The sequence below is a fragment of the Enterococcus sp. AZ129 genome (assembly GCF_051714505.1).
GTDB classification, from domain to species: Bacteria; Bacillota; Bacilli; order Lactobacillales; family Enterococcaceae; genus Enterococcus; species Enterococcus faecalis.
The window spans coordinates 1,173,786-1,194,403 of the sequence record NZ_JBIORY010000001.1 but is presented as its reverse complement, the minus strand read 5'-3'; the positions used below and the strand labels follow the sequence as shown (position 1 = coordinate 1,194,403).

At 37.5% G+C, this 20,618-nt stretch carries 15 protein-coding genes and 1 riboswitch; of the genes, 6 read left to right on the top strand and 9 right to left on the bottom strand.

Annotated features, from left to right (window positions below; all coding sequences use genetic code 11):
* Positions 1-2: 2 nt before the first annotated feature.
* The 6 genes from pdhA to IGJ90_RS05940 all read right to left on the bottom strand — a co-directional run bounded on the left by pdhA (position 3) and on the right by IGJ90_RS05940 (position 10,588).
* Positions 3-1,118, bottom strand: a complete 1,116-nt coding sequence (gene pdhA, locus IGJ90_RS05965) for a pyruvate dehydrogenase (acetyl-transferring) E1 component subunit alpha (protein WP_002357768.1) — start codon at positions 1,116-1,118, stop codon at positions 3-5.
* Positions 1,119-1,716: 598 nt separating this feature from the next.
* Entirely contained in the window at positions 1,717-4,329 is a 2,613-nt protein-coding gene (gene mgtA, locus IGJ90_RS05960) for a magnesium-translocating P-type ATPase (RefSeq protein WP_438767742.1), read from the bottom strand.
* 223 nt (positions 4,330-4,552) lie between these two features.
* Positions 4,553-4,720: riboswitch (M-box (ykoK) riboswitch) on the bottom strand.
* A gap of 81 nt (positions 4,721-4,801) precedes the next feature.
* The gene (locus IGJ90_RS05955) at positions 4,802-5,383 is read right to left on the bottom strand and encodes a TMEM175 family protein (protein WP_002392546.1); all 582 of its coding nucleotides are present in this window, start codon (positions 5,381-5,383) and stop codon (positions 4,802-4,804) included.
* Positions 5,384-5,553: 170 nt separating this feature from the next.
* A complete protein-coding gene (locus IGJ90_RS05950; protein WP_002366598.1) occupies positions 5,554-7,167 on the bottom strand; it encodes a glycoside hydrolase family 13 protein in 1,614 nt (537 codons plus the stop codon).
* 1 nt (position 7,168) lies between these two features.
* The gene (locus IGJ90_RS05945; RefSeq protein ID WP_002366597.1) at positions 7,169-8,794 is read right to left on the bottom strand and encodes a glycoside hydrolase family 13 protein; all 1,626 of its coding nucleotides are present in this window, start codon (positions 8,792-8,794) and stop codon (positions 7,169-7,171) included.
* A 27-nt stretch (positions 8,795-8,821) separates the two neighbouring features.
* Complete coding sequence (locus IGJ90_RS05940; protein ID WP_438767739.1) at positions 8,822-10,588, bottom strand: glycoside hydrolase family 13 protein; 1,767 nt, start codon at positions 10,586-10,588, stop codon at positions 8,822-8,824.
* Between the two features lie 259 nt (positions 10,589-10,847).
* Here IGJ90_RS05940 and IGJ90_RS05935 point away from each other — a divergent pair, with 259 nt between their 5' ends.
* From IGJ90_RS05935 to IGJ90_RS05925, 3 genes are all read left to right on the top strand, one after another.
* Positions 10,848-12,098: an extracellular solute-binding protein gene (locus tag IGJ90_RS05935; RefSeq protein WP_438767737.1), complete on the top strand. Its 1,251-nt coding sequence runs from the start codon at positions 10,848-10,850 to the stop codon at positions 12,096-12,098.
* Between the two features lie 85 nt (positions 12,099-12,183).
* Positions 12,184-13,527 carry a carbohydrate ABC transporter permease gene (locus IGJ90_RS05930; RefSeq protein WP_002357775.1) on the top strand — a complete coding sequence of 448 codons (1,344 nt, stop codon included), beginning with the start codon at positions 12,184-12,186 and terminating at the stop codon, positions 13,525-13,527.
* A gap of 3 nt (positions 13,528-13,530) precedes the next feature.
* On the top strand, positions 13,531-14,394 hold the full coding sequence (locus IGJ90_RS05925; protein ID WP_002360454.1) for a sugar ABC transporter permease: 864 nt from the start codon (positions 13,531-13,533) through the stop codon (positions 14,392-14,394).
* Positions 14,395-14,432: 38 nt separating this feature from the next.
* On the opposite strand, the gene IGJ90_RS05920 is transcribed toward IGJ90_RS05925, so the two are convergent.
* Positions 14,433-14,942, bottom strand: a complete 510-nt coding sequence (locus tag IGJ90_RS05920) for a MarR family winged helix-turn-helix transcriptional regulator (RefSeq protein WP_002365578.1) — start codon at positions 14,940-14,942, stop codon at positions 14,433-14,435.
* 124 nt (positions 14,943-15,066) lie between these two features.
* Between IGJ90_RS05920 and IGJ90_RS05915 the strand changes: the two genes are divergently transcribed.
* From IGJ90_RS05915 to IGJ90_RS05905, 3 genes are all read left to right on the top strand, one after another.
* Positions 15,067-17,406 carry an ABC transporter ATP-binding protein/permease gene (locus IGJ90_RS05915; protein WP_002360456.1) on the top strand — a complete coding sequence of 780 codons (2,340 nt, stop codon included), beginning with the start codon at positions 15,067-15,069 and terminating at the stop codon, positions 17,404-17,406.
* A 119-nt stretch (positions 17,407-17,525) separates the two neighbouring features.
* Entirely contained in the window at positions 17,526-18,026 is a 501-nt protein-coding gene (gene camE, locus IGJ90_RS05910; protein ID WP_002366593.1) for a plasmid sex pheromone cAM373 precursor, read from the top strand.
* A gap of 196 nt (positions 18,027-18,222) precedes the next feature.
* A complete protein-coding gene (locus IGJ90_RS05905; RefSeq protein WP_002355960.1) occupies positions 18,223-18,684 on the top strand; it encodes a hypothetical protein in 462 nt (153 codons plus the stop codon).
* 42 nt (positions 18,685-18,726) lie between these two features.
* Here the strand turns inward: IGJ90_RS05905 and trxB are convergent, their stop codons facing one another.
* The gene (gene trxB / locus IGJ90_RS05900; protein ID WP_002366592.1) at positions 18,727-19,641 is read right to left on the bottom strand and encodes a thioredoxin-disulfide reductase; all 915 of its coding nucleotides are present in this window, start codon (positions 19,639-19,641) and stop codon (positions 18,727-18,729) included.
* A 168-nt stretch (positions 19,642-19,809) separates the two neighbouring features.
* The gene (locus tag IGJ90_RS05895; protein WP_438767734.1) at positions 19,810-20,241 is read right to left on the bottom strand and encodes a cupin domain-containing protein; all 432 of its coding nucleotides are present in this window, start codon (positions 20,239-20,241) and stop codon (positions 19,810-19,812) included.
* Between the last annotated feature and the right edge of the window lie 377 nt (positions 20,242-20,618).

The following is a 20,618-nucleotide window of genomic DNA, read 5'->3' as shown; positions in this document are numbered from 1 at the left end:
TTTTATTTCGACTCCTTCGCTTCATAAAATGCAATTTGTTCTTTAATTGTTTGAGGTTGAACTTCAAACATATTTTTCAAGAAATCAGAAACTTTTTGTTTTGGCGCTTTATCCGCTTCTGCAATCGCTACTTTGATTTCTTCTTTTGTTTTTTCAATAATTTCTTCTTCTTTTGCTTCAGACCATAAGCCTTTATCTGTTAGATATTTACGGAAACGAGTCAATGGATCTTTTTGTACCCATTCGTCATCCATTTCTTTTGAACGGTAACGTGTTGGATCGTCTCCAGATAAAGTATGTGGACCATAACGATAAGTTAATGTTTCAATTAAAACTGGACCATTTCCTGCAGCTGACCAATCGCGTGCTTCTTTTGCAATTGCGTAAACTGCTAATGGATCCATACCATCAACTTGAATACCAGGAATTCCTGCTGCAACAGCTTTTTGAGCTAAAGTTTTAGCCGCTGTTTGTTTTTCACGAGGTGTAGAAATCGCAAAACCATTGTTTTGGATAATGAAGACACCGTTTGCTTGGTAAGCACCAGCAAAGTTAATTGCTTCATAGAAGTCTCCTTGTGAAGAACCGCCGTCACCAGTATAAGTGAAGACAACATTTTCTTTTCCACGTTTTTTCAATCCTAAAGCAACACCAGCTGCTTGGATGTATTGAGCACCAATGATAATTTGTGGTGGTAATGCATTTAAATCTTCCGCGTAGTAGTTCCCTGCTACGTGACCACGAGACCATAAGAAAGCTTCTCTTAATGGTAAACCATGTTGTACTAATTGAGGTACATCACGGTAACCTGGTAGTAAGTAGTCTTCTTTTTCCATTGCAAATTGACTTGCCAATTGGCTTGCTTCTTGTCCAGCTGTTGGCGCGAAGAATCCTAAGCGTCCTTGACGGTTTAATGCAGTAGAACGTTGGTCTAACACACGAGACCAAACCATGCGTGTCATTAATTCAACTAATTCCTCATCCGATAAATCAGGTACTAAATCTTCATTCACAATTTTTCCATCTTGATCCAAGATTTGGAAAGTTGGGAAATCAGCGTCGACTTTAGCCATTAGCTCTTTAAAGTCAATAGGTTTTTGTTTCTTAGCCTTTGCCATTTTGTCACACAATCCTCTCTATTACGTTTCTTTAATTTCGATAAAAGTAAAACAGAGTGCGAAACTGTATTACTTTTTATCGACTACACTTAACAAATTATCACTAAATTCGAAAAAGCGCAAGAAAAAAACTCTAATTTCTTCATTTTTTCACAAAAGAGCAAAACCGCATGTTTTTGCGGTTTAGTGATAATTTTCACAAACAAGAAAACGGTTTCTGTTCCACACTTCTTCTGTACTATTTTTCTCCTAACTGTTATATTCTATTTTGAAAATATTATATAACAGTTCTATTAATCCGAGCCCCCTCATCCCCGAGCTGGCTAGTAATCTGATTTCCGAACTTTGCGTTTTCATGAAAATTATCTTGAAAAAACCAAAAAATAAAAACCGTCAGCCGAGTAACCTACTCAGCATGCGGTTTTTTATTTTTTAGAGAACAAAGTTTTTTTCGTTAATTTTTATTTTTTTTGGCTCGCTTTTTTGCCAAATACTTTACCTTAGGTTTTATCACGAACATTCATTGCTTAAAATCACCAAATTTTCGCAAAACGAGTAATACAGCTTAGCAAATTCTTTTCTCTTTCAGTAGATTTTACTAAATCCATTCCTTGGTAATTTTAATATATAGACGTTTAGCTACTTCAACAGTTAACATGTACGCAATGATGATTCCAAAGAACCATGGCCAGTAGTTAGCCGGAAGTTTCACAAAGTCAAAAACCTCTCTTATAGGCGTTGCTACAATCAAGAAACCGAGTAAGATTGCGCCTAAACTACTTAACATCACAGGCATTGACGCACGACTTTGAATGAATGGTATTTTCCGCGTCCGGACCATATGAACAACTAACGTTTGACTAACAAGTCCCACCATAAACCAACCTGTTTGGAATAAATGTTGAGTTGCCAAACTATTGGCGCTAAACACAAACCACATGACAAGATACGTTAGAATATCGAAAATACTACTTACCGGGCCAATACATACCGTAAATTTCGCTAGTCCGTTCGTTTCCCACCGAACAGGGCTTAATAACTCTTCTTCATCGACATTATCCCAAGGAATTGTCAACTGAGCTACATCATAAATCAAATTTTGAATCAAGAGTTGTAAGGAAAGCATTGGTAGAAATGGTAAAAAGGCACTGGCTACTAAAATTGAAAAGACATTCCCAAAATTAGAACTGATGGTAATTTTAATATATTTCATCATATTGCTAAATACTTTTCGTCCTTCAATCACACCAGATTCCAGTACATTTAAACTTTTTTCCAGTAAAATAATCGAACTAGCATCTTTAGTAATATCAGCTGCAGTATCTACTGAAATGCCCACATCAGCTTTTCGTAATGCCGGTGCATCGTTAATGCCATCCCCCATAAAACCAACCGTATGACCTTTTGCTTGTAGCAATTCAATAATTTTAGATTTTTGCATCGGATTTAATTTGGCAAATAAATTAGTTTCTTCCACTTGCGCACGCAACTCTTCATCTGTCATTGCTTCAATTTGAGAACCTAATAACACATGGGAAACTTCAATACCTACATCTTTACAGACTTTTTTGGCGACAATGTCATTATCGCCCGTTAGCACTTTCACGTTGACACCATGTTCATGCAAGGAGCGGATAGCGCTGACAGCTGACTCTTTTGCTGGATCAAGAAAACCCATAAACCCAATCAATGTCATCTCTTTTTCATCTTCAACTGAATAAACTGCTTCTTTATGGACATCTTTTTTTACAGCTACCGCTAACACACGCATCCCTTGTTTGTTCATTTGAACATTCACTCGGCGTAGTTCTTCTCGTACAGCAGTGCTTAATGGTACAATTTCGCCATTAATTTGCGCATGCGTGCACACTTCTTCCATTTCTTCCACGGCGCCTTTCGTAATCATCAATTGATGATCATCTGCATTCACGACAACCGTTAAGCGGCGTCTGGAAAAATCAAAAGGAATTTCATCAATTTTAGTGACATTTTTAAACGGCGTTTTCCATTGATGCTCTTCATAAAAATTAATAACGGCAATATCCATTAAATTTTTCCAACCTGTTTGATAAGAAGAATTTAAGTAGGCTAAATTTAGAACCTCGTCACTCAAATCACCTAATGGATTCAAATGTTGAACCAAAACTACACGATCTTCGGTAATCGTTCCAGTCTTATCTGTACAGAGCACATCCATACCACCCAAATTTTGGATAGCCGCTAATTCTTTAACAATGACTTTATGTTTCGATAAGCATAATGCACCCTTGGCTAAGTTACTCGTAACAATCATTGGCAACATTTCTGGTGTCAAACCAACTGCAACGGCAATCGCGAAGAAAAACGCTTCGCCCCAAGCACCTTTAGTTAAACCATTAATCAAGAAAACGATTGGAAACAAAATCATTACCATTCGTAATAAAAACTTACTGACTTTTGCTAAGCCTAAGTCAAAACTAGTTTTTCCTCGTTGTGTTGTAGCATTTTTAGCAATATCACCAAAAAATGTATGTTGCCCAGTTTTTAAAATAATCGCTTTTCCTTGTCCACTCAAGACATCTGTGCCCATAAACACTAGGTCTTGCATATCTAATGCAGAAACCTCTGTTTGTTGACGATCCACACCTGCATCCACAAATTTTTCGACAGGCATGGATTCGCCTGTTAGCGACGATTGATTAACGAATAAATCTTTGGTCCAAATCAACACGGCATCTGCAGGAATCATGTCTCCTGTAGCTAAAGTTACAATGTCTCCTGGAACAATTTCGTCCATTGGAATTTCTTTCGTAATTCCTTCCCGTGTCACTGCAGCGGTGTTTTCAATTAATTCTTTTAAATCCAAACTCGCTTTTTGAGAACGATACTCTTGTATAAAAGCAATCAAGACACTGGCTAAAATCATCACGCCCATCACGATAGCGGCTTCGAAATCTTTCGTTAAAGTTGAAACGACCATCAATAAGGCTAAGACATAGACAAATGGATCTTTGAATGCACTTAAAAATAAAATAATTGCTGGGGTTGGCTTTTGTGCAGAAACTTCGTTTGGTCCAAATTCCTCTAATCTTTTTTCGGCATCTTCATTCGAGAGTCCTTTTTCAGATGTCCGTAATTCCATCATTAATTCCCGTTCAGAAAGCAACGCCAATTTACGTAATTCTTGATCTTTGGTTGCTTTTCTCATATCCATTGTTTTTTTGTTCATCATTTTCTTTTCCTCCAAGGTTGTGGTCACCTGCCGAAAAGAGCGCTAAAATCTTCTCCTTTCGTTGGTGACTGTATTTTGTTTCTCTGTTCACTTCCAGGGTCTTCCATGACAGTCATCCTTTCTTTTTCTTATTTATACTTCCAGTGAATAATTGCTTTTTTGCCAAACACACAAAAAAGGACCTACTCAACAATAGAGTACGTCCCAAAATACCATCTTTAAATAAGATTCTCTATCGTTGAGCTTTAGCACTATAGGGCGTAGATAACATGTATCAGCTACATTATGAATAACCTTCACGATTATTCCTGTTCAACCAACTAAGGGTCTCTCGATCCTTTCGCGGCAGCAGCATTTGTCCAAATAGGAGCCTCACCTAACAATTATTCAGTTTTTATCCACTTCTTATAATAGAGGAGTTTGACATTCTTGTCAAAAGATTTATGACTTTTTTGTTATAAATAAAAAATAACTACTTTAAAATTTCCTTTATTTCTGCTTTTCGCTCAGGAATAAACCACATGACTAAAACAATCGTATCAATAATCAGGACAGCGATTGGCGCTACCAGTTTGCCCACAATCAACGCAATAATATTCAACACAATCGAAAGCGTTAATTTTGGATAGTGGCCAAACAAACGTTGTACTTCGGATTTGGGCCCATTTGCCTGAATCAATGCCCGCACCACTAGATAATAAGCAACATCAGCTCCTAATACTACTAAGCCATACAAAGCTTGTGGCGGCCAAGAAAACGGATGTTCACCCACCCAACCAGTAACAAACGGGAAAAACGTCAACGTCAAAATTAATAAATTATTCATCCAAAGGACACGTCCATCAATTTTACGGACACTTTGAAATAAATGATGATGATTGTTCCAATAAATCAATAAAGTAACAAAACTAATTAAATAAATAATGATTTTGTGTCCAGATTGAGTCAGAGCAGACCAATCTGCTTTTTCAGGAATTTTTAATTCTAAAATTAATAACGTTAAAATAATCGCAATGACTGCATCTGTAAATGCTTCTACACGTGTTTTCGGCATCATTTCCCCCTACTTTCATAAAAATTAAATAACTTACCCAAAGTAAGTATAACGCATTTCTGTAAAAATTCAATTATTTATGGAGTCTCTCGGTTGTTGAAGTTCCTAAAAACGAGTGCAAGCGCCCCACTTAAAAGTAAGCCTCTTGCACTCGTTATAGAACAAATCAGTTATTGGAATACGCCTGCCTGATAAGGTGCTAACTGCATCCGTTTCTTCACCGTAAAATCTTGATTCCCTAATAATTGTTGCCACTTTCTGCCTAGTAATTTATTCGGCAAGTCAAATTGGCACTTTTCTCCACTTAAATTGACAATCACTAACGCTGTTGCCTCAGTTGTTTTTCTTAAAAAAGCAAAAACAGACGGATGATTGGGCGCTAATAGTTCAAACTGTCCATCTGTAAAGACCGGATTGTCTTTCCGCAACGCAATTAACTTTTTATAATAATTCAACACGGATTGCGCATCCGTTTCTTGGTCATCCACATTTATTTCTTTGAAATTGGGATGAATTGCTAACCACGGATGCCCCGAGGTGAATGAACTTGCCTCTTGACTCGTCCACTGCATAGGCGTACGCGAATGGTCCCGCGTCCAATGCGCCACTTCTTTTAATGCTTGTTTCGCATCGTAGCCACTTTCTATAAGCAAACGATAATGGTTATGAGAATCTTTAGCATCTAACTCGTCAATCTGTTGAAACGGATAATTAACCATGCCGATTTCCTGTCCTTGATAAATAAACGGTGTTCCTCGCAAGAGCAAGGCGATTGTTCCAATCGCCTTAGCAGAATGAGAGGTTTCATTGCCTAAAATTGAATTGATTCTGGGATTATCATGATTTTCTACATATAATGCATTCCAGCCTTCTGTCCCTAAATGCTTTTGCCAGCGAGCCATTACTTTTTTATAGCCTAAAATATTTAACCGTTCTTCTCCTGGCTTTCCTTCTCGAACATTGTGCTCTAATTCAAAAATCATATTCAGATAGCCCGCATCATTGGTCCATTCCACCGCTTTTTTACTTGAAACGCCACTAGCTTCCCCCACTGTCATGATGTCATACTCAGCAAAAATAGCTTTCAAATCCAGCATATAGTCTTCAATGCCTTTTACATTCATAAATGGAGCCCACGGATTCGTGGTAATTTTAAAATCCCAAGGTTCTTTTTGGATATGACTAATCGCATCCAATCGGAAACCATCAATTCCCAAATCTAACCACCAGCGAATCATCGCATAAATCTCTTCACGAACTTTAGGATTTTTCCAGTTCAAATCAGGTTGCTCTTTTGCAAACACATGAAAATATGCTTGTTTTGTACCCGCGTCATACGTCCAAGTCGAGCCACCAAAAAAGCTTTGCCATTCATTCGGCATACGTTCTGGTGTCGCATCGGCCCATAAATAATACTCACGATACGGATTATCTAAACTTTTTTTTGCTTCAACAAACCACGGATGTTGATCACTGGTATGATTGACTACTAGATCAAGAATAATCTTCAAACCTAATTGATGCGCTTGATCCAAAAGTTCTTGAAAATCTTCCATCGTACCAAATTCTGGCTGAATCCCTTGATAATCCGCAATATCATAACCATTGTCAACGTTTGGCGAAGTGTAAATCGGATTTAACCATAAAAAATCGACCCCTAGTTCTTTTAAATACGGTAATTTCTCAATAATTCCCTGCAAATCACCAATGCCATCCCCGTTGCTATCTTTAAAACTCCGAGGATAAATTTGATAACCGACAGCATTTTTCCACCATTGGTCCATCTTATTGACTCACTTTCACAACAAATGCTTGCCAAGGCGCTAACGAATAGTCTGCTAAAGCAGTGACATCTGTCGGCATATTTTCAATCATTACTTGTTCTACAGAAACGTCTGCAGAAAATGGCTGAACTTTGTCAGAAAAGTTTGTTGCAACAAGCCAGCGTTCCTCACCATAGGTACGATAAAAACTGATCACTTCGTCCACTGTTTCTAGCAATTCAAAGTTGCCCCAAACAATTAAAGGATGTTCTTTTCTCAAACGAATCATTTCTTGGTACGTATAGAATAGTGAATTTTTATCTGCCAAAGCAGCAGCGACGTTAATCGTTTGATAATTGGGATTAACATCAATCCAAGGTGTACCAGTCGTAAAGCCCGCATTTTTTTCAGCGGTCCACTGCATAGGCCGGCGTGCATTATCACGACCTTTAGTATTAATTTTCAGCAAAATTTCTTCTTTAGAATATCCTTTTTCTAGATACTCATGGTACATGTTAATCGTTTCGATGTCCCGCGCTTCACGAATATCTGTAATCGGCGTATTGGTCATACCAATTTCTTCCCCTTGATAAATATAAGGTGTGCCTTTCATCATGTGCAGTAAAATAGCGAATAACTTACTACTTTCCAACCAATATTCCTGATCATTTCCCCAACGTGAAATCATTCTCGGTAAATCATGGTTATTCCAAAATAAAGAATTCCAGCCATCATTTCCTAATTCTGTTTGCCATTTTGCAAAAACCTGTTTCAACTTGGCAACTTCCATTGGCTGAAGGTCCCATTTTTCTTTACCTGGTTGTTGATCCAAGCTCATATGTTCAAACTGAAAAATCATAGATAATTCATGACGCTCTGGACTAGAGTACATTTTTGCAATCTCAGGTGTGGCCCCCCATGTTTCACCTACAGTTAACAGCTCTTTGCCGCCAAATGTCGCGGCGTTCATTTCTTGTAAATAACGATGTAAATGAGGCCCATTCGCGGTGATCTCTTCTCCTGGAATTTTACCCACTAAGTCAATTACATCTAAACGGAAACCGCCAATTCCTTTATCAATCCAAAAATTCATCATCTCGTAAACCGACTGACGCATTTGTTGGTTTTCCCAATTTAAATCTGGTTGTTTTTTACTAAACAAATGCAAATAGTATTGCCCACTCGCTTCATCAAACGTCCACGCCGAACCCGAAAAGGCAGATTTCAATCGGTTAGGCACACCGCCATCTGAAGCAGGATCAGCCCATACATAATAGTCTCGGTAGGGGTTCTCCTTGCTTTTTTTCGCTTCAATAAACCAACGATGTTCATCTGACGTATGGTTAACCACTAAGTCCATAACAATTTCAATCTTTCGCTTTTTCGCTTCCTCAATTAGACGATCCATATCCGCCATCGTCCCAAACTCTGTCATAATCGCTTCATAATCAGAAATGTCATAACCATTGTCATCATTGGGTGATTGATAAACTGGTGATAACCAAATAGCCCCAATGCCTAACGTTTCCAAATAATCCAATTTTTCAATAATTCCTGGTAAATCTCCAATGCCATCTCCATTGCTATCCTTAAAACTGCGAGGATAAATCTGATAAACCACGACTTCTTGCCACCAATGTTTTTCCATTCTTCTTCACATTCCTTTGCTTAATTATTATGCTTGATATAAAAGAAAACCTTTTGGTAAAACCATTATCTGTTCTGAAGCAGTTTCGATAGAAGAACTTAGCAAAACTTCTCGATCAGTTCTATCAACAAATTGTGTCTCTTGGCCAGTATTAAAAATCCCATAGATCGTTTGTTCATCCAAACAACAAGCGAGTCTAATCAACCCCGTTTCAAAAGAAGTGCCTGTCCAATCGATTGTTCCACCAGAAAAAACAGCCGCATACTTTTTGCGAAGGGCAATCAATGATTTTACAAATTCCTTCAAATCCAAATCTTGCTGATTTTCCTCCCAAACCATACAACGACGACAATCAGGATCCATATCACCTGTCATACCAATTTCATCACCATAGTAAAGACAAGGGACGCCTGGTTGAATATACGTAAACGCTAATACTTGGCGCATCAGCTCTTTATCCTCTTTCGTTTCATGCAATAAGCGTGGTGTATCGTGGGAATCTAAAACATTAAACTGCATTTGATTCGTTTGTTGTCGATAGAGCATTAACTGGTTGTTCATTTCAGAAAGCATCTTTTCCAAGGACAGTTCTTGCTTGACAAAGTAGCCCATAATCGCATCTGTGTATGCATAATTCATCACTGCATGAAATTCGTCTCCTTGGAGCCAGCTTTGCGACGAGTGCCAAATTTCTCCTAAAATATAAAAATCTTCTTTTGCGTCATCACATGTTTGCCGGAATTTTTTCCAGAACGCATGATCCACTTCGTTTGCCACATCTAAACGCCAGGCGTCAATATCATATTCCTCAATCCAATAACGAGCAATTTCTAAAAGATAGGCTTGCACTTCTGGATTTGCTGTATTTAATTTAGGCATATGCGGAGTGAATGCAAAAGTATCATAGGTAATGTTGCTTGCTTCTTCAAAATCAGCACTTTCTTCATAGCTAGCTGGAAACTCATTTACGTGGAACCAATCGGCATAAATTGAGTCCTGGCCATTTTTTAACACATCTTGCCATTGAGGCGAAGTGTCCCCCATATGATTAAAAACGGCGTCCAACATAATCTTAATGCCCCGTCGATGACACTCTTCGACTAAGCGCTTAAAGGTAGCGCCATCACCAAAAGCTGGGTCAATTTTTAAATAATCAATCGTATCATATTTGTGATTAGAAAACGCTTCAAAAATTGGGCAAAAATATAAGCCGTTAACACCTAAATCTTCAATGTAATCAAGATGATCTAGCACCCCTTGCAAATCCCCACCAAAAAAATCTTGTCGATCTGGTCTTTTAGATCCCCACGGCAACGTCCCTTCAGGATCATTGGCGGGATCACCATTTGCAAAACGCTCTGGAAATATTTGATACCAAACCGTTTCTTTCACCCATTCAGGTGCTTTAAAACGATCGATTTCATGAAAATACGGCATCCGAAAATAATTATTCGCCATCGCTAAATACTTTTCTTCTAAAGGATAAATGCCGTGTTCGCCATAAAACGCCGTCAAGCCATCCGTCCCTACTAAAGTAAAAGCATATGAAAGGCGTTTAAATTTTGCACTTAATGCAATAAACCAGTAATCATATAACTCCGTAGATACTAACTTCTCCATGGTTAACGACTGTTGGTACCACTTTTCTTTCCCTAAAAGATAAGGATCTCCTTGCACTAATTGGACAGAGGCAATGTCGCCTTTTGCCGTACGCAAACGAATATGCATTGTTTCTTCTGTATAAAGATAAGCAAATTCACTTTCTGGACGATGGTAGATTGCAGCAGTGTTCATTTAATTCTCTCCTTTAATTGTCGCTTTTCGTGTATTTTCTAATACTCGAACACATTTTAGCGCAAACGATTGCATCTGTATACCCTTTTTTATTTTTTTATTTAAAATGCTTAATTAGTGGTATACACCACTTTAAACAAACAGTATGTTATTTATAACAAAAAAACTTTTTTAACTTTCTCGATGAAAAACACTTGATTATTTCCGCAATCGGTTGCATAATAAGACTTGTAAAAAATAATTTTTGGAGGGTTCAAAAATGAAAGCGAATTGGAAAAAGATTTTAATGGGCGGTATCCTTTTAAGTGCTTCCGCGGTTTTACTTACTGCCTGTGGTGGCGCAGAAAAAACGAAAGCTGAAAATGAAAGCGGTTCAGCAAATAAAGCAGCTGGTGACATAAAATTATGGGTTGATACTGAATATATGGGCGTCTTTAAAAAAGTTGTCGCCGATTTTGAAAAAGAAAACCCCGATATTAAAGTTAACTTAACTGCTGGAAATTCGGCAGATGCTAAAAAAGACATTGCAAAAGATCCTAAAGCTGCCGCAGATGTTTTCATGATGCCACATGATCAAATTGGTCAAATGGCAGAAGCTGGTCTGATTTACCCTAACACAAAATATGAAAAAGAAGTCAAAGAAAACAATATCGACTCAGCAGTTGCAGGGGTCACTTGGAAAGACAAAGTCTATGCCTACCCTTATGCCGTAGAGTCACAAGTTCTTTATTATAACAAAGATACGTATTCTCCAGAGGAAATCAAAACTTGGAAGTCTTTAACTGAAAAAGGCAAAATCGGTACCAATTTTGGCGAAGATGGCGCAAATTATATCTTTGGTCCTTTATTTATGAGTAACGGCGATTACTTATATGGTGAAAATGGCGAAGATCCAAAAGGTACCAACTTTAACAACCAACAAGGTATAGAAGTATTACAATGGATTGCCGATCAAAAAAATAATCCTGGTGTGATCCAATCAAATACAGAAGCATTGTCTAATCTAGGTTCTGGCAAAACGGATGCCTTCCTTTCCGGCCCTTGGTCTAAAAACGATGTAGAAAAAGCTCTTGGCGACAAAATGGGGGCCGCTGCCTACCCAACCATTGATTTTGGCAATGGAGAAAAACAAATGAAAGCTTTCTTGGGCGTTCGTAGTTTTGCTGTCAACCAACAAACACAAGCACCATTGGCCGCAATGACATTAGCAAACTATTTAACCAGCGAAAAAGCACAAATGACTTACTTTAAAGAAATCGGCTTTGTCCCTTCAAACAAAAAATTACAAACAAACGAAGAAATTACACAAGATACTGTTGCAAAAGCTATCTTAGAAATGGCGCAACCAACCCACTCTGTGGTAATGCCAAAAATCCCAGAAATCGTTTCATTCTGGCCTGCGATGGATGCAGTGATCAATGATACGTACAAAGGCAATATCAAACCTGCGGATTATCAAGCAAAATTAGATAAATTAGTCCAAGACACATCAAAAGAAGCAAAAGAATAAAAAGAGTAAAGAAATGGGACGAGCTTCAATCTGCTGTCCCATTTCCTCTATCTTTTTTATTTAAGTAGAAAGTGAGTGAACGAAGATGTTCAAGAAAAAGAAAGCCCAGACGTCATTTCGAGAGGTCTTTAAAAAAGGCGACTTCGCTACAAAACTATCTTTTTTAGTTATGGGTGCTGCAAACTTCGCCAACAAGCAGTGGTTAAAGGGAATCATCTTTTTAACAGCTGAAATTGGCTTTATCTATTGGTTAATCCGTAATGGTTTCCACGCATTAATGATGCTAGGAACACTAGGGACCCAACAGCAAGGATTAGTATATGATGATTCTTTAGGGATTGAAGTTCTAAAAGAAGGCGATAATTCAATGCTCTTATTATTATTCGGAATTGCAGCAATTTTAGTCTGTTTATCGCTAATCATTTTATATGTAATCAATTTAAAAAGCGCCCGTCACCTATATGAATTAAAGACAGCCGGCAAAAAAATTCCAACAACTATGGATGATTTACGTAGCTTGTTAAACGAACGTTTCCATGCAACTTTAATGACGATCCCCTTACTAGGCGTTCTTTTCTTTACCATCTTGCCGTTGTTATATATGATTTCAATTGCCTTTACCAACTACGACCATAACCATTTACCACCGAAAAACCTTTTTACTTGGGTTGGATTGGCAAATCTAGGTAATGTAATCACAGGCGATATGGCTTCAACGTTCTTTCCAGTACTTGGCTGGACCTTGATTTGGGCTGTTTTCGCAACCGCAACTTGTTTCTTTTTTGGAATCATTTTAGCCTTGCTTATCAATACAAAAGGCTTAAAATATAAAGCGTTTTGGCGGACTATTTTTGTTATCACGATGGCCGTACCTCCGTTTGTTTCACTTTTAATTATGCGAAACCTCTTAAATGGTTCCGGACCTATCAATGCTCTGTTGTTAAATTGGGGCTTAATCGATTCTTCTATCCCCTTCTTAACAGATCCGAATTGGGCAAAATTAACCATTATTGTTGTCAATATGTGGATTGGTATTCCTGCTACGATGTTAATCTCTACAGGGATTATCCAAAATCTTCCTGAAGATCAAATCGAAGCAGCTAGAATTGACGGTGCCAATAAATGGCAAATTTTTAAAAGTATTACATTTCCACAAATTCTATTTGTGATGACCCCGGCGCTGATTCAACAGTTTATTGGCAACATCAATAACTTCAATGTCATTTATCTATTAACAGGCGGTGGTCCAGCCAATTCTAACTTCTACGGTGCAGGCTCAACTGACCTTTTAGTTACCTGGCTATACAAATTGACTGTCGATACAATGGATTACAATTTAGCCTCTGTGATTGGTATTTTAATCTTCATTCTCTCCGCAGTCTTCAGTTTAATTGCCTATACACGGACGAATTCATTTAAGGAGGCGTAACTTATGGCTAAAGCAAAAAGTTACCAGAAAAAACAACGCACTGCACTTACCAGCGTTTACATCATTCTAACCATTTTAGCAGTTTTTTGGATGTTCCCCATTGTGTGGATTATCTTAACAAGTTTTCGTGGCGAAGGCGGTGCATTTGTTCCCTATATCATTCCCAAAACATTCACTTTAGAAAATTATAAAGTATTATTAACAAATCAGACTGGCAACTTCCCCTTTGTCCGTTGGTTTTTGAACACCTTGTTCGTCTCCATCGCAAGCTGTCTGTTATCAACTTTTATTACAATCGCAATGGCTTATGCGCTGTCACGGTTGCGTTTCCGCTTAAGAAAACCATTTTTAAAAGTGGCGCTCGTTTTAAATATGTTCCCTGGTTTTATGAGCATGATTGCCGTTTACTATATTTTAAAAGCCTTAAATTTAACTGAAAGTTTATTCGCTTTAATTCTGGTTTACTCTGCAGGTTCGGCGCTAGGTTTTTACATCGCCAAAGGGTTCTTCGATACCATTCCGATGGCTTTAGACGAATCGGCTATGATTGACGGTGCCAACAAGTGGCAAATTTTCACAAAAATTACGTTGCCATTGTCGAAACCAATTATTGTCTATACTTCTTTAACCGCCTTCATGGGCCCTTGGATGGATTTTATTTTCGCAAAAGTTATTATGGGTGATAAAGTTGAAAATTACACCGTTGCGATTGGTCTCTTTTCGATGATGACCAAATCAACAGCCAATTCACTATTCATGGCTTTTACAGCAGGATGTGTGCTGATTGCCATTCCAATTACTATTTTATTTATATTAATGCAACGTTTCTATGTAGAAGGCGTGACTTCTGGCTCTGTCAAAGGCTAGAAAAAAACATCGTTTGGTTTATAGCCAAACGATGTTTTTTATTTTTTGGCGTTGTTTTCCTTACACGTTTTTCTTCGTAGCGCTTGATAATTGGACAAAATTTTCATGACCGCCAAAAAGTGTTGATTGACTTCTTGATAATCCTCTAACGAAAGAACACTAAGCGTTTCAGATAGTTGCTGTTTTACTTGATTTTCTTTTTGCTTAAAGAGCTTCTCGCCTTCTTTTGTCGTATAAACATTAACCACGCGGCGATTTTCTTGATTATGGCGACGTTGAACAATCGCTCGTTCTTCTAACCCCGCAATAGAGCGACTCACTTGAACTTTCGACGTTCCTACTTGGTTGGCTAACTCCGTCATACTAATTCCTTCATTTGTTGCCACAATTAATAAAATTAACATGTCTAACTTGGTTAATTTTAGATCCTCCAAGTCTAGGTCTTTAAAAAGCAATTGGCTCATATATGAAAAAATTTCAGTAAAGACACTAATATCTAAATTTGATGAATGCTTCTCTTTATCCATATGTTCTCCCTCGTTTCCCACCTAGTGTATACTAAATTCACTTGATTATCAAATGGTAATGATTGATTTTTGTTAACTATTATGTTACGTTATACACTAACTTAAGGTTGTGTTGTTGATAAATTGGAAGAAGGATGCGAAAAATATGCTAGAACTCAAAGAGATAAAAAAATATTATACTGTCGGCGGAACGACCACTAAAGCTTTAGATGGCGTCTCTGTCGCTTTTCGAAAACAAGAATTTGTAGCCATTCTGGGTCCCAGCGGCTCTGGTAAAACGACGATGTTGAATGTGATTGGCGGATTGGACAATTACGATTCTGGTGACTTAATCATTAACGGCAAATCAACAAAAAATTTTAAAGAAGCCGACTGGGATGCTTATCGGAATAACTCAATTGGTTTTATTTTTCAAAGTTACAACTTAATTAGTCATCAAGGGATTTTGGATAATGTCGAGCTTGGTATGACACTGAGTGGTATTTCAAAAGCAGAAAGACGCCAAAAAGCCGAAGATGCACTCATCCGTGTCGGTTTGAAGGACCATATCCATAAAAAACCTTCCCAATTATCTGGCGGTCAAATGCAACGGGTTGCCATTGCTCGCGCTTTAGCTAATGATCCCGATATTTTACTTTGTGATGAACCAACTGGTGCATTGGATTCAGAAACTAGCCTGCAAATTATGGCACTTATCCAAGAACTTTCGAAAGAAAAATTAGTCATTATGGTGACCCACAATCCTGAATTAGCTCATGAATACGCTGATCGAATTATTGAATTTTCAGATGGCCAAATTCGTCATGACTCGCGTCCTCATATTGAACATGAAAAAAAAGAACCTTTCGAATTGAAACGCACCAAAATGAAATTCACGACTGCGCTGCGTTTATCTTTTAATAATATCCGCACTAAAAAAGGGCGAACTTTTTTAACCGCCTTTGCTTCAAGTATCGGAATTATCAGTATCGCGATTGTCCTTTCTCTTTCAACAGGATTCCAGAAACAAATTGATAAAACTCAGTCGGAAACGTTAGCGCAATTTCCGATTACCATTTCTAAAATAGCGACCGATCAAGATCCAGAAAGTTTCAATAATCAGGACAAAAAAGGCACCTTCCCGAAAGAAAAAGAAGTGACTGCTAAAATTAGCGATGCGGACCGTGCGCAACACACGAATTTAATTGATCAAAAGTTTATTGACTATGTCAATCACATTGATCCTGAATTAAGTAATAATATCGGCTATACTCGTCTAGTCAATATGAACTTATTAAGAGAAATCAACGGGAAAGCACAAGCTGTCAAATTTTCAAACGATGCACCCGACGGCCAATCAAACGCGATGGCTTCTATGATGGCTGCCCAAACTGGCGTCGGCGTTTCTGCTTTTCCTAAACAACTAGAAAATGGAAAAAACAATTTCTTAAAAGACAATTACTCGTTGCTTGAAGGAAATTATCCAGAAAAAGAAACCGATGTCGTTTTAATCGTTGATAGTAACAATACCACCAATATTAATGCTTTAAAAAATCTTGGCTTTGACGTGAAAGATAATCAAAAGATTGCCTTTTCAGACATTGTTGGCACAAAAATGAAATTAGCCAATAATAATGCATTTTACACCAAATTACCGACAGGCAACTTCATTCCTAACCAAGATTTGCAAGCTGTTTACGATAACCCAGAAAATACCGAATTAACAATTTCAGGGATTTTGCGAATTAAAGATTCTTCAACAATGAATCTATTAGCACCTGGAATTGCTTATAGCGATGCACTTTCAACTAATATGATTGCCAAAAACAAAACCTCTGATATTGTTAAAGCGCAAGAAGCCAGCAACACTAACGTTATGACTAACGAAACATTAGATGCTTCCGCGAAAGAAAACCTGTTGTCTTATTTAGGAGCGAATGAAATTCCTTCAAGTATTATGATTTATCCAAACGATTTCAAATCAAAAGATAAAATTCTTGATTATTTAGATGCTTATAACAAAGGAAAAGATAAAAAAGACCAAATCATCTATTCTGATTTAGCTGGAACAATGACCCGCTTAACAGGTGGTTTAATGGATGCCATCACCTATGTGCTGATTGCATTTGCTGGGATTTCCCTTGTAACAAGTATGATTATGATTGGAATCATCACCTATACTTCTGTCATTGAGCGGACCAAAGAAATCGGTATTCTGAAAGCGTTAGGAGCTCGTAAAAAAGATATTACCCGGGTGTTCGATGCCGAAACTGCTATTTTAGGCGTTGCCTCTGGTATTCTTGGTGTTGTGATTGCCTTTCTCGCAACATTTCCGATCAATGCAGTGCTCTATAACCTGACTGATTTAGAAAATGTTGCCACCTTAAATCCAATTCACGGGATTATTTTGATTGTAATTAGCACAATCTTAACCATGATTGGTGGCCATATTCCTGCCCGAATGGCAGCGAAAAAAGATGCGGCAGTTGCTTTACGTGCAGAATAAATAACAAAAAAACAATCCTTTAATTTCTCTTAAAGGATTGTTTTTTATTTGTATTTCTTATAAAACCTCCGTATACTAAGTGATTGTGAATACTTAATAAAAGGAAACGAGGTAATTTCATGTTAAAAAAACCATTTTTACTATTTTTTTCACTTTTAGGAGCTATTTTTATTTTAGCTAGTTGCGGCGTAGGAAAAGATGCCGTCACGGATACAAAGTACAAAGTTAGTTTGCAGCAAGCTGCTGAAATCTACGAAAAAGAAGCCGGCAACAGCAAACCATTAGTAAATGTCCAATTTGATACAAAACCAGAAAGTGACTACAGCTATATCTTTACCAACGATACAGAAACACTTTACGTGAATCCTGAAACAGGAAAAGTCACCAAAAATACTGAAGCAAATCAACTTGGCGAAAACGAGACAGCCTTTTCAGCTGCTGAAGTCAAAGAATTAGGCGCTGTTAACGACGTTTTAGCCAAAGCAAAAAAAGAAGTTGGAGGACTTTCTCCACGTATTTTGACTTGGAAGTTAACCAAAAATAACAATAAACTTGTTTATACAGTAGATGTTAAAACGACTACGGCAGATGAAAAAGTTACCTTAGATGCCAATAAATAAGTACAAGCGTATAACTTATCACGAAATAACCAAATCTTAAAATACTCTTTGGGACAGAACCTACGCATTCGGAAACCTTAACATTTTCTGAAGCCGATCGTTCTGTCCCAATTTCATTCTTTTAAGTAATAATAATTGTTCGTTACCCCTGCTACCGTTATACTTAGTTTAAAAGAAAAGATGGGAGTATCAATTCATGGTTTATACAGTTGATTTTAAAGAAGTAGCCACTATTGGTTTAGAAAGTTCACCAGTGGCACCTGCCCTTGCTGGACTAAGAGCGAATGAAGCTCGCTATTTTTGGAATAAATACAAACATCGCTTTACGACCGTCCCTGCCTCTGAAGCTCCAGAAACATTGGCCTGGATTGAAAAAATTTTATTAGAACGAGAATTACATTTCCCTTACAAGCCACTTGAAATTTCTTCTTTCACTTTAGATGGCATAAAAATGGCCTATGTATTTTATGAAAACGGCTTAGCAGTTAACGTGATGTACACATTAGCTGAGGAAGGCAAACGCGCCGTTGGGTTTAAACTTTCAGATGGTATGGCAATCCCTGCAGAATTTGAAGGAAAATTCAAATTTGCTCGTCAAAAATCAAAATTAGCTGGAACCATTCGCGGCTCTTATTTTGTCATTAAAGGAACCTATTAAAAAAATGCTTTTGCCCTTATTCTTAAAGGCAAAAGCATTTTTTTATTTTAATTCTTCAATATAGTTAAATACTTGTTGTCCAGCAATACCGCCTTCACCGACCGCTGTCGTGATTTGACGCAATGTTTTTTCACGGACATCACCAATGGCATAAACACCAGGAATTTTTGTTCTCATTTCTTGGTCTGTTTCAATCCAACCAGCCTCATTCGTAATACCAACTTTCTTAAATGGTTCTGTTAATGGATCTAGCCCCACGTAAATGAACACGCCGTTTGCTTCAATTTCAGAAACTTCATCTGTTTTGACATTCCGGGCTTTCACACCTGTCACGACCATTTCATTGCCAACAATTTCTTCGACAACTGTATCCCAAACAAAGGAAATCTTTTCATTTGCAAAGGCACGATCTTGAATGATTTTTTGCGCACGCAATTCATCACGACGGTGAACAATCACTACTTCAGAAGCAAATTGTGTTAAATAGATTGCTTCTTCAACTGCAGAATCGCCGCCACCAACAACTACTAAGCGTTTATTTTTAAAGAAAGCACCGTCACAAACGGCACAATAAGAAACACCACGGCCAGCAAATTCTTCTTCGCCTTTTACACCCAATTTTCGGTGTTCACAGCCTGTTGCAATAATTACCGCTTTAGCTTCATAAGATTTGTCATCACAAATCACTTCTTTATAGGATCCGTGGTCTTCGATGCCCATCACAATGCCATACGCATTTTCCGTACCAAATTTTTCTACATTTTCATACATTTTATAGGCCAATTCTGGACCCATAATAGAATCAAAGCCTGGGTAATTCTCTACCTCAGCAGTGTTGTTCATTTGCCCACCAGGCGCACCGCGTTCAATCATCAATACAGAAAGATTAGACCGTGATGCATAAAGTGCTGCCGTCATCCCAGCAGGACCGGCACCAATGATAATTACATCATACATTTTATTTCCCCCAAAATTTTAAGTAAGTTTACTTTACTCCTTAAACAATTTCTTGTCTACTTTTCTGCCCTTTTTTGACATTCGGAGTAGGTGTGTCTATTACGTAAGTTATTGTACCACGGTTTTGTGTTTTCTAGGAGAGGGAAAAGAAAAGTTTAAAAATAACGATCACAACGAATCATTGATTTTTAGAAGCTGTTGTACTGCCGCATCAGAGAATTCTTCTTTATCATTTTTTATGCATTCTTGTTGATTTTGCCCTTGTGGAACAAAACGAAATACTGTAAATGATGCAGATAACGTATCAGGATTACTAATCCGATGAAGACTATTATGCATCCGAATAAGTTCTCCTTCTGCACAAATTCTTGAAACAATTTGCTGATTTTCTACCTCTTCTATTTTCACTTTTCCTGACTGCACAAGTAAAACTTCTTCGATTTCGTGATGCTTATGCCAACCTTGCACAGTTTTTCCTGGCAAGCTATTTATATGTATTTCAAACTCTGGAAATAGAAAATAATTTACTTCTGTTCCATCTGGCTTTTTACGAAAGATGGCCTCGTCTCTTGTTAAAATTTCTATATATTTCTGTAACATGGCAGGCTCCTTTTAACTTTTTTTATAGCCGAAAGCTATTCTTTCAAACTAAGTTTGAAGCTACTTTCTGAAAATTCGAGTTCCTTTAAATATACTTTTATTACCATTTGAAAATCACTTTTTTTAAAACAATTGACTGTTCAGTATCAATCTTCACTAATCCATCTGTTCACCAGAAAAAATATAGTATTTCCGATTATTCACGAACTTATTATTCAACTTCAAAGGAAAATCAGTCAACACACAGCCCACATATCTAACATCAGAAACACTTCTACTTTTCTCAAATACTGCTATGGTATACATTAACCTTACTAGTAACATTATAGCATCAAGTTTTAATCATATGTAGATTTTAAAAAAATTGATAGCACCCT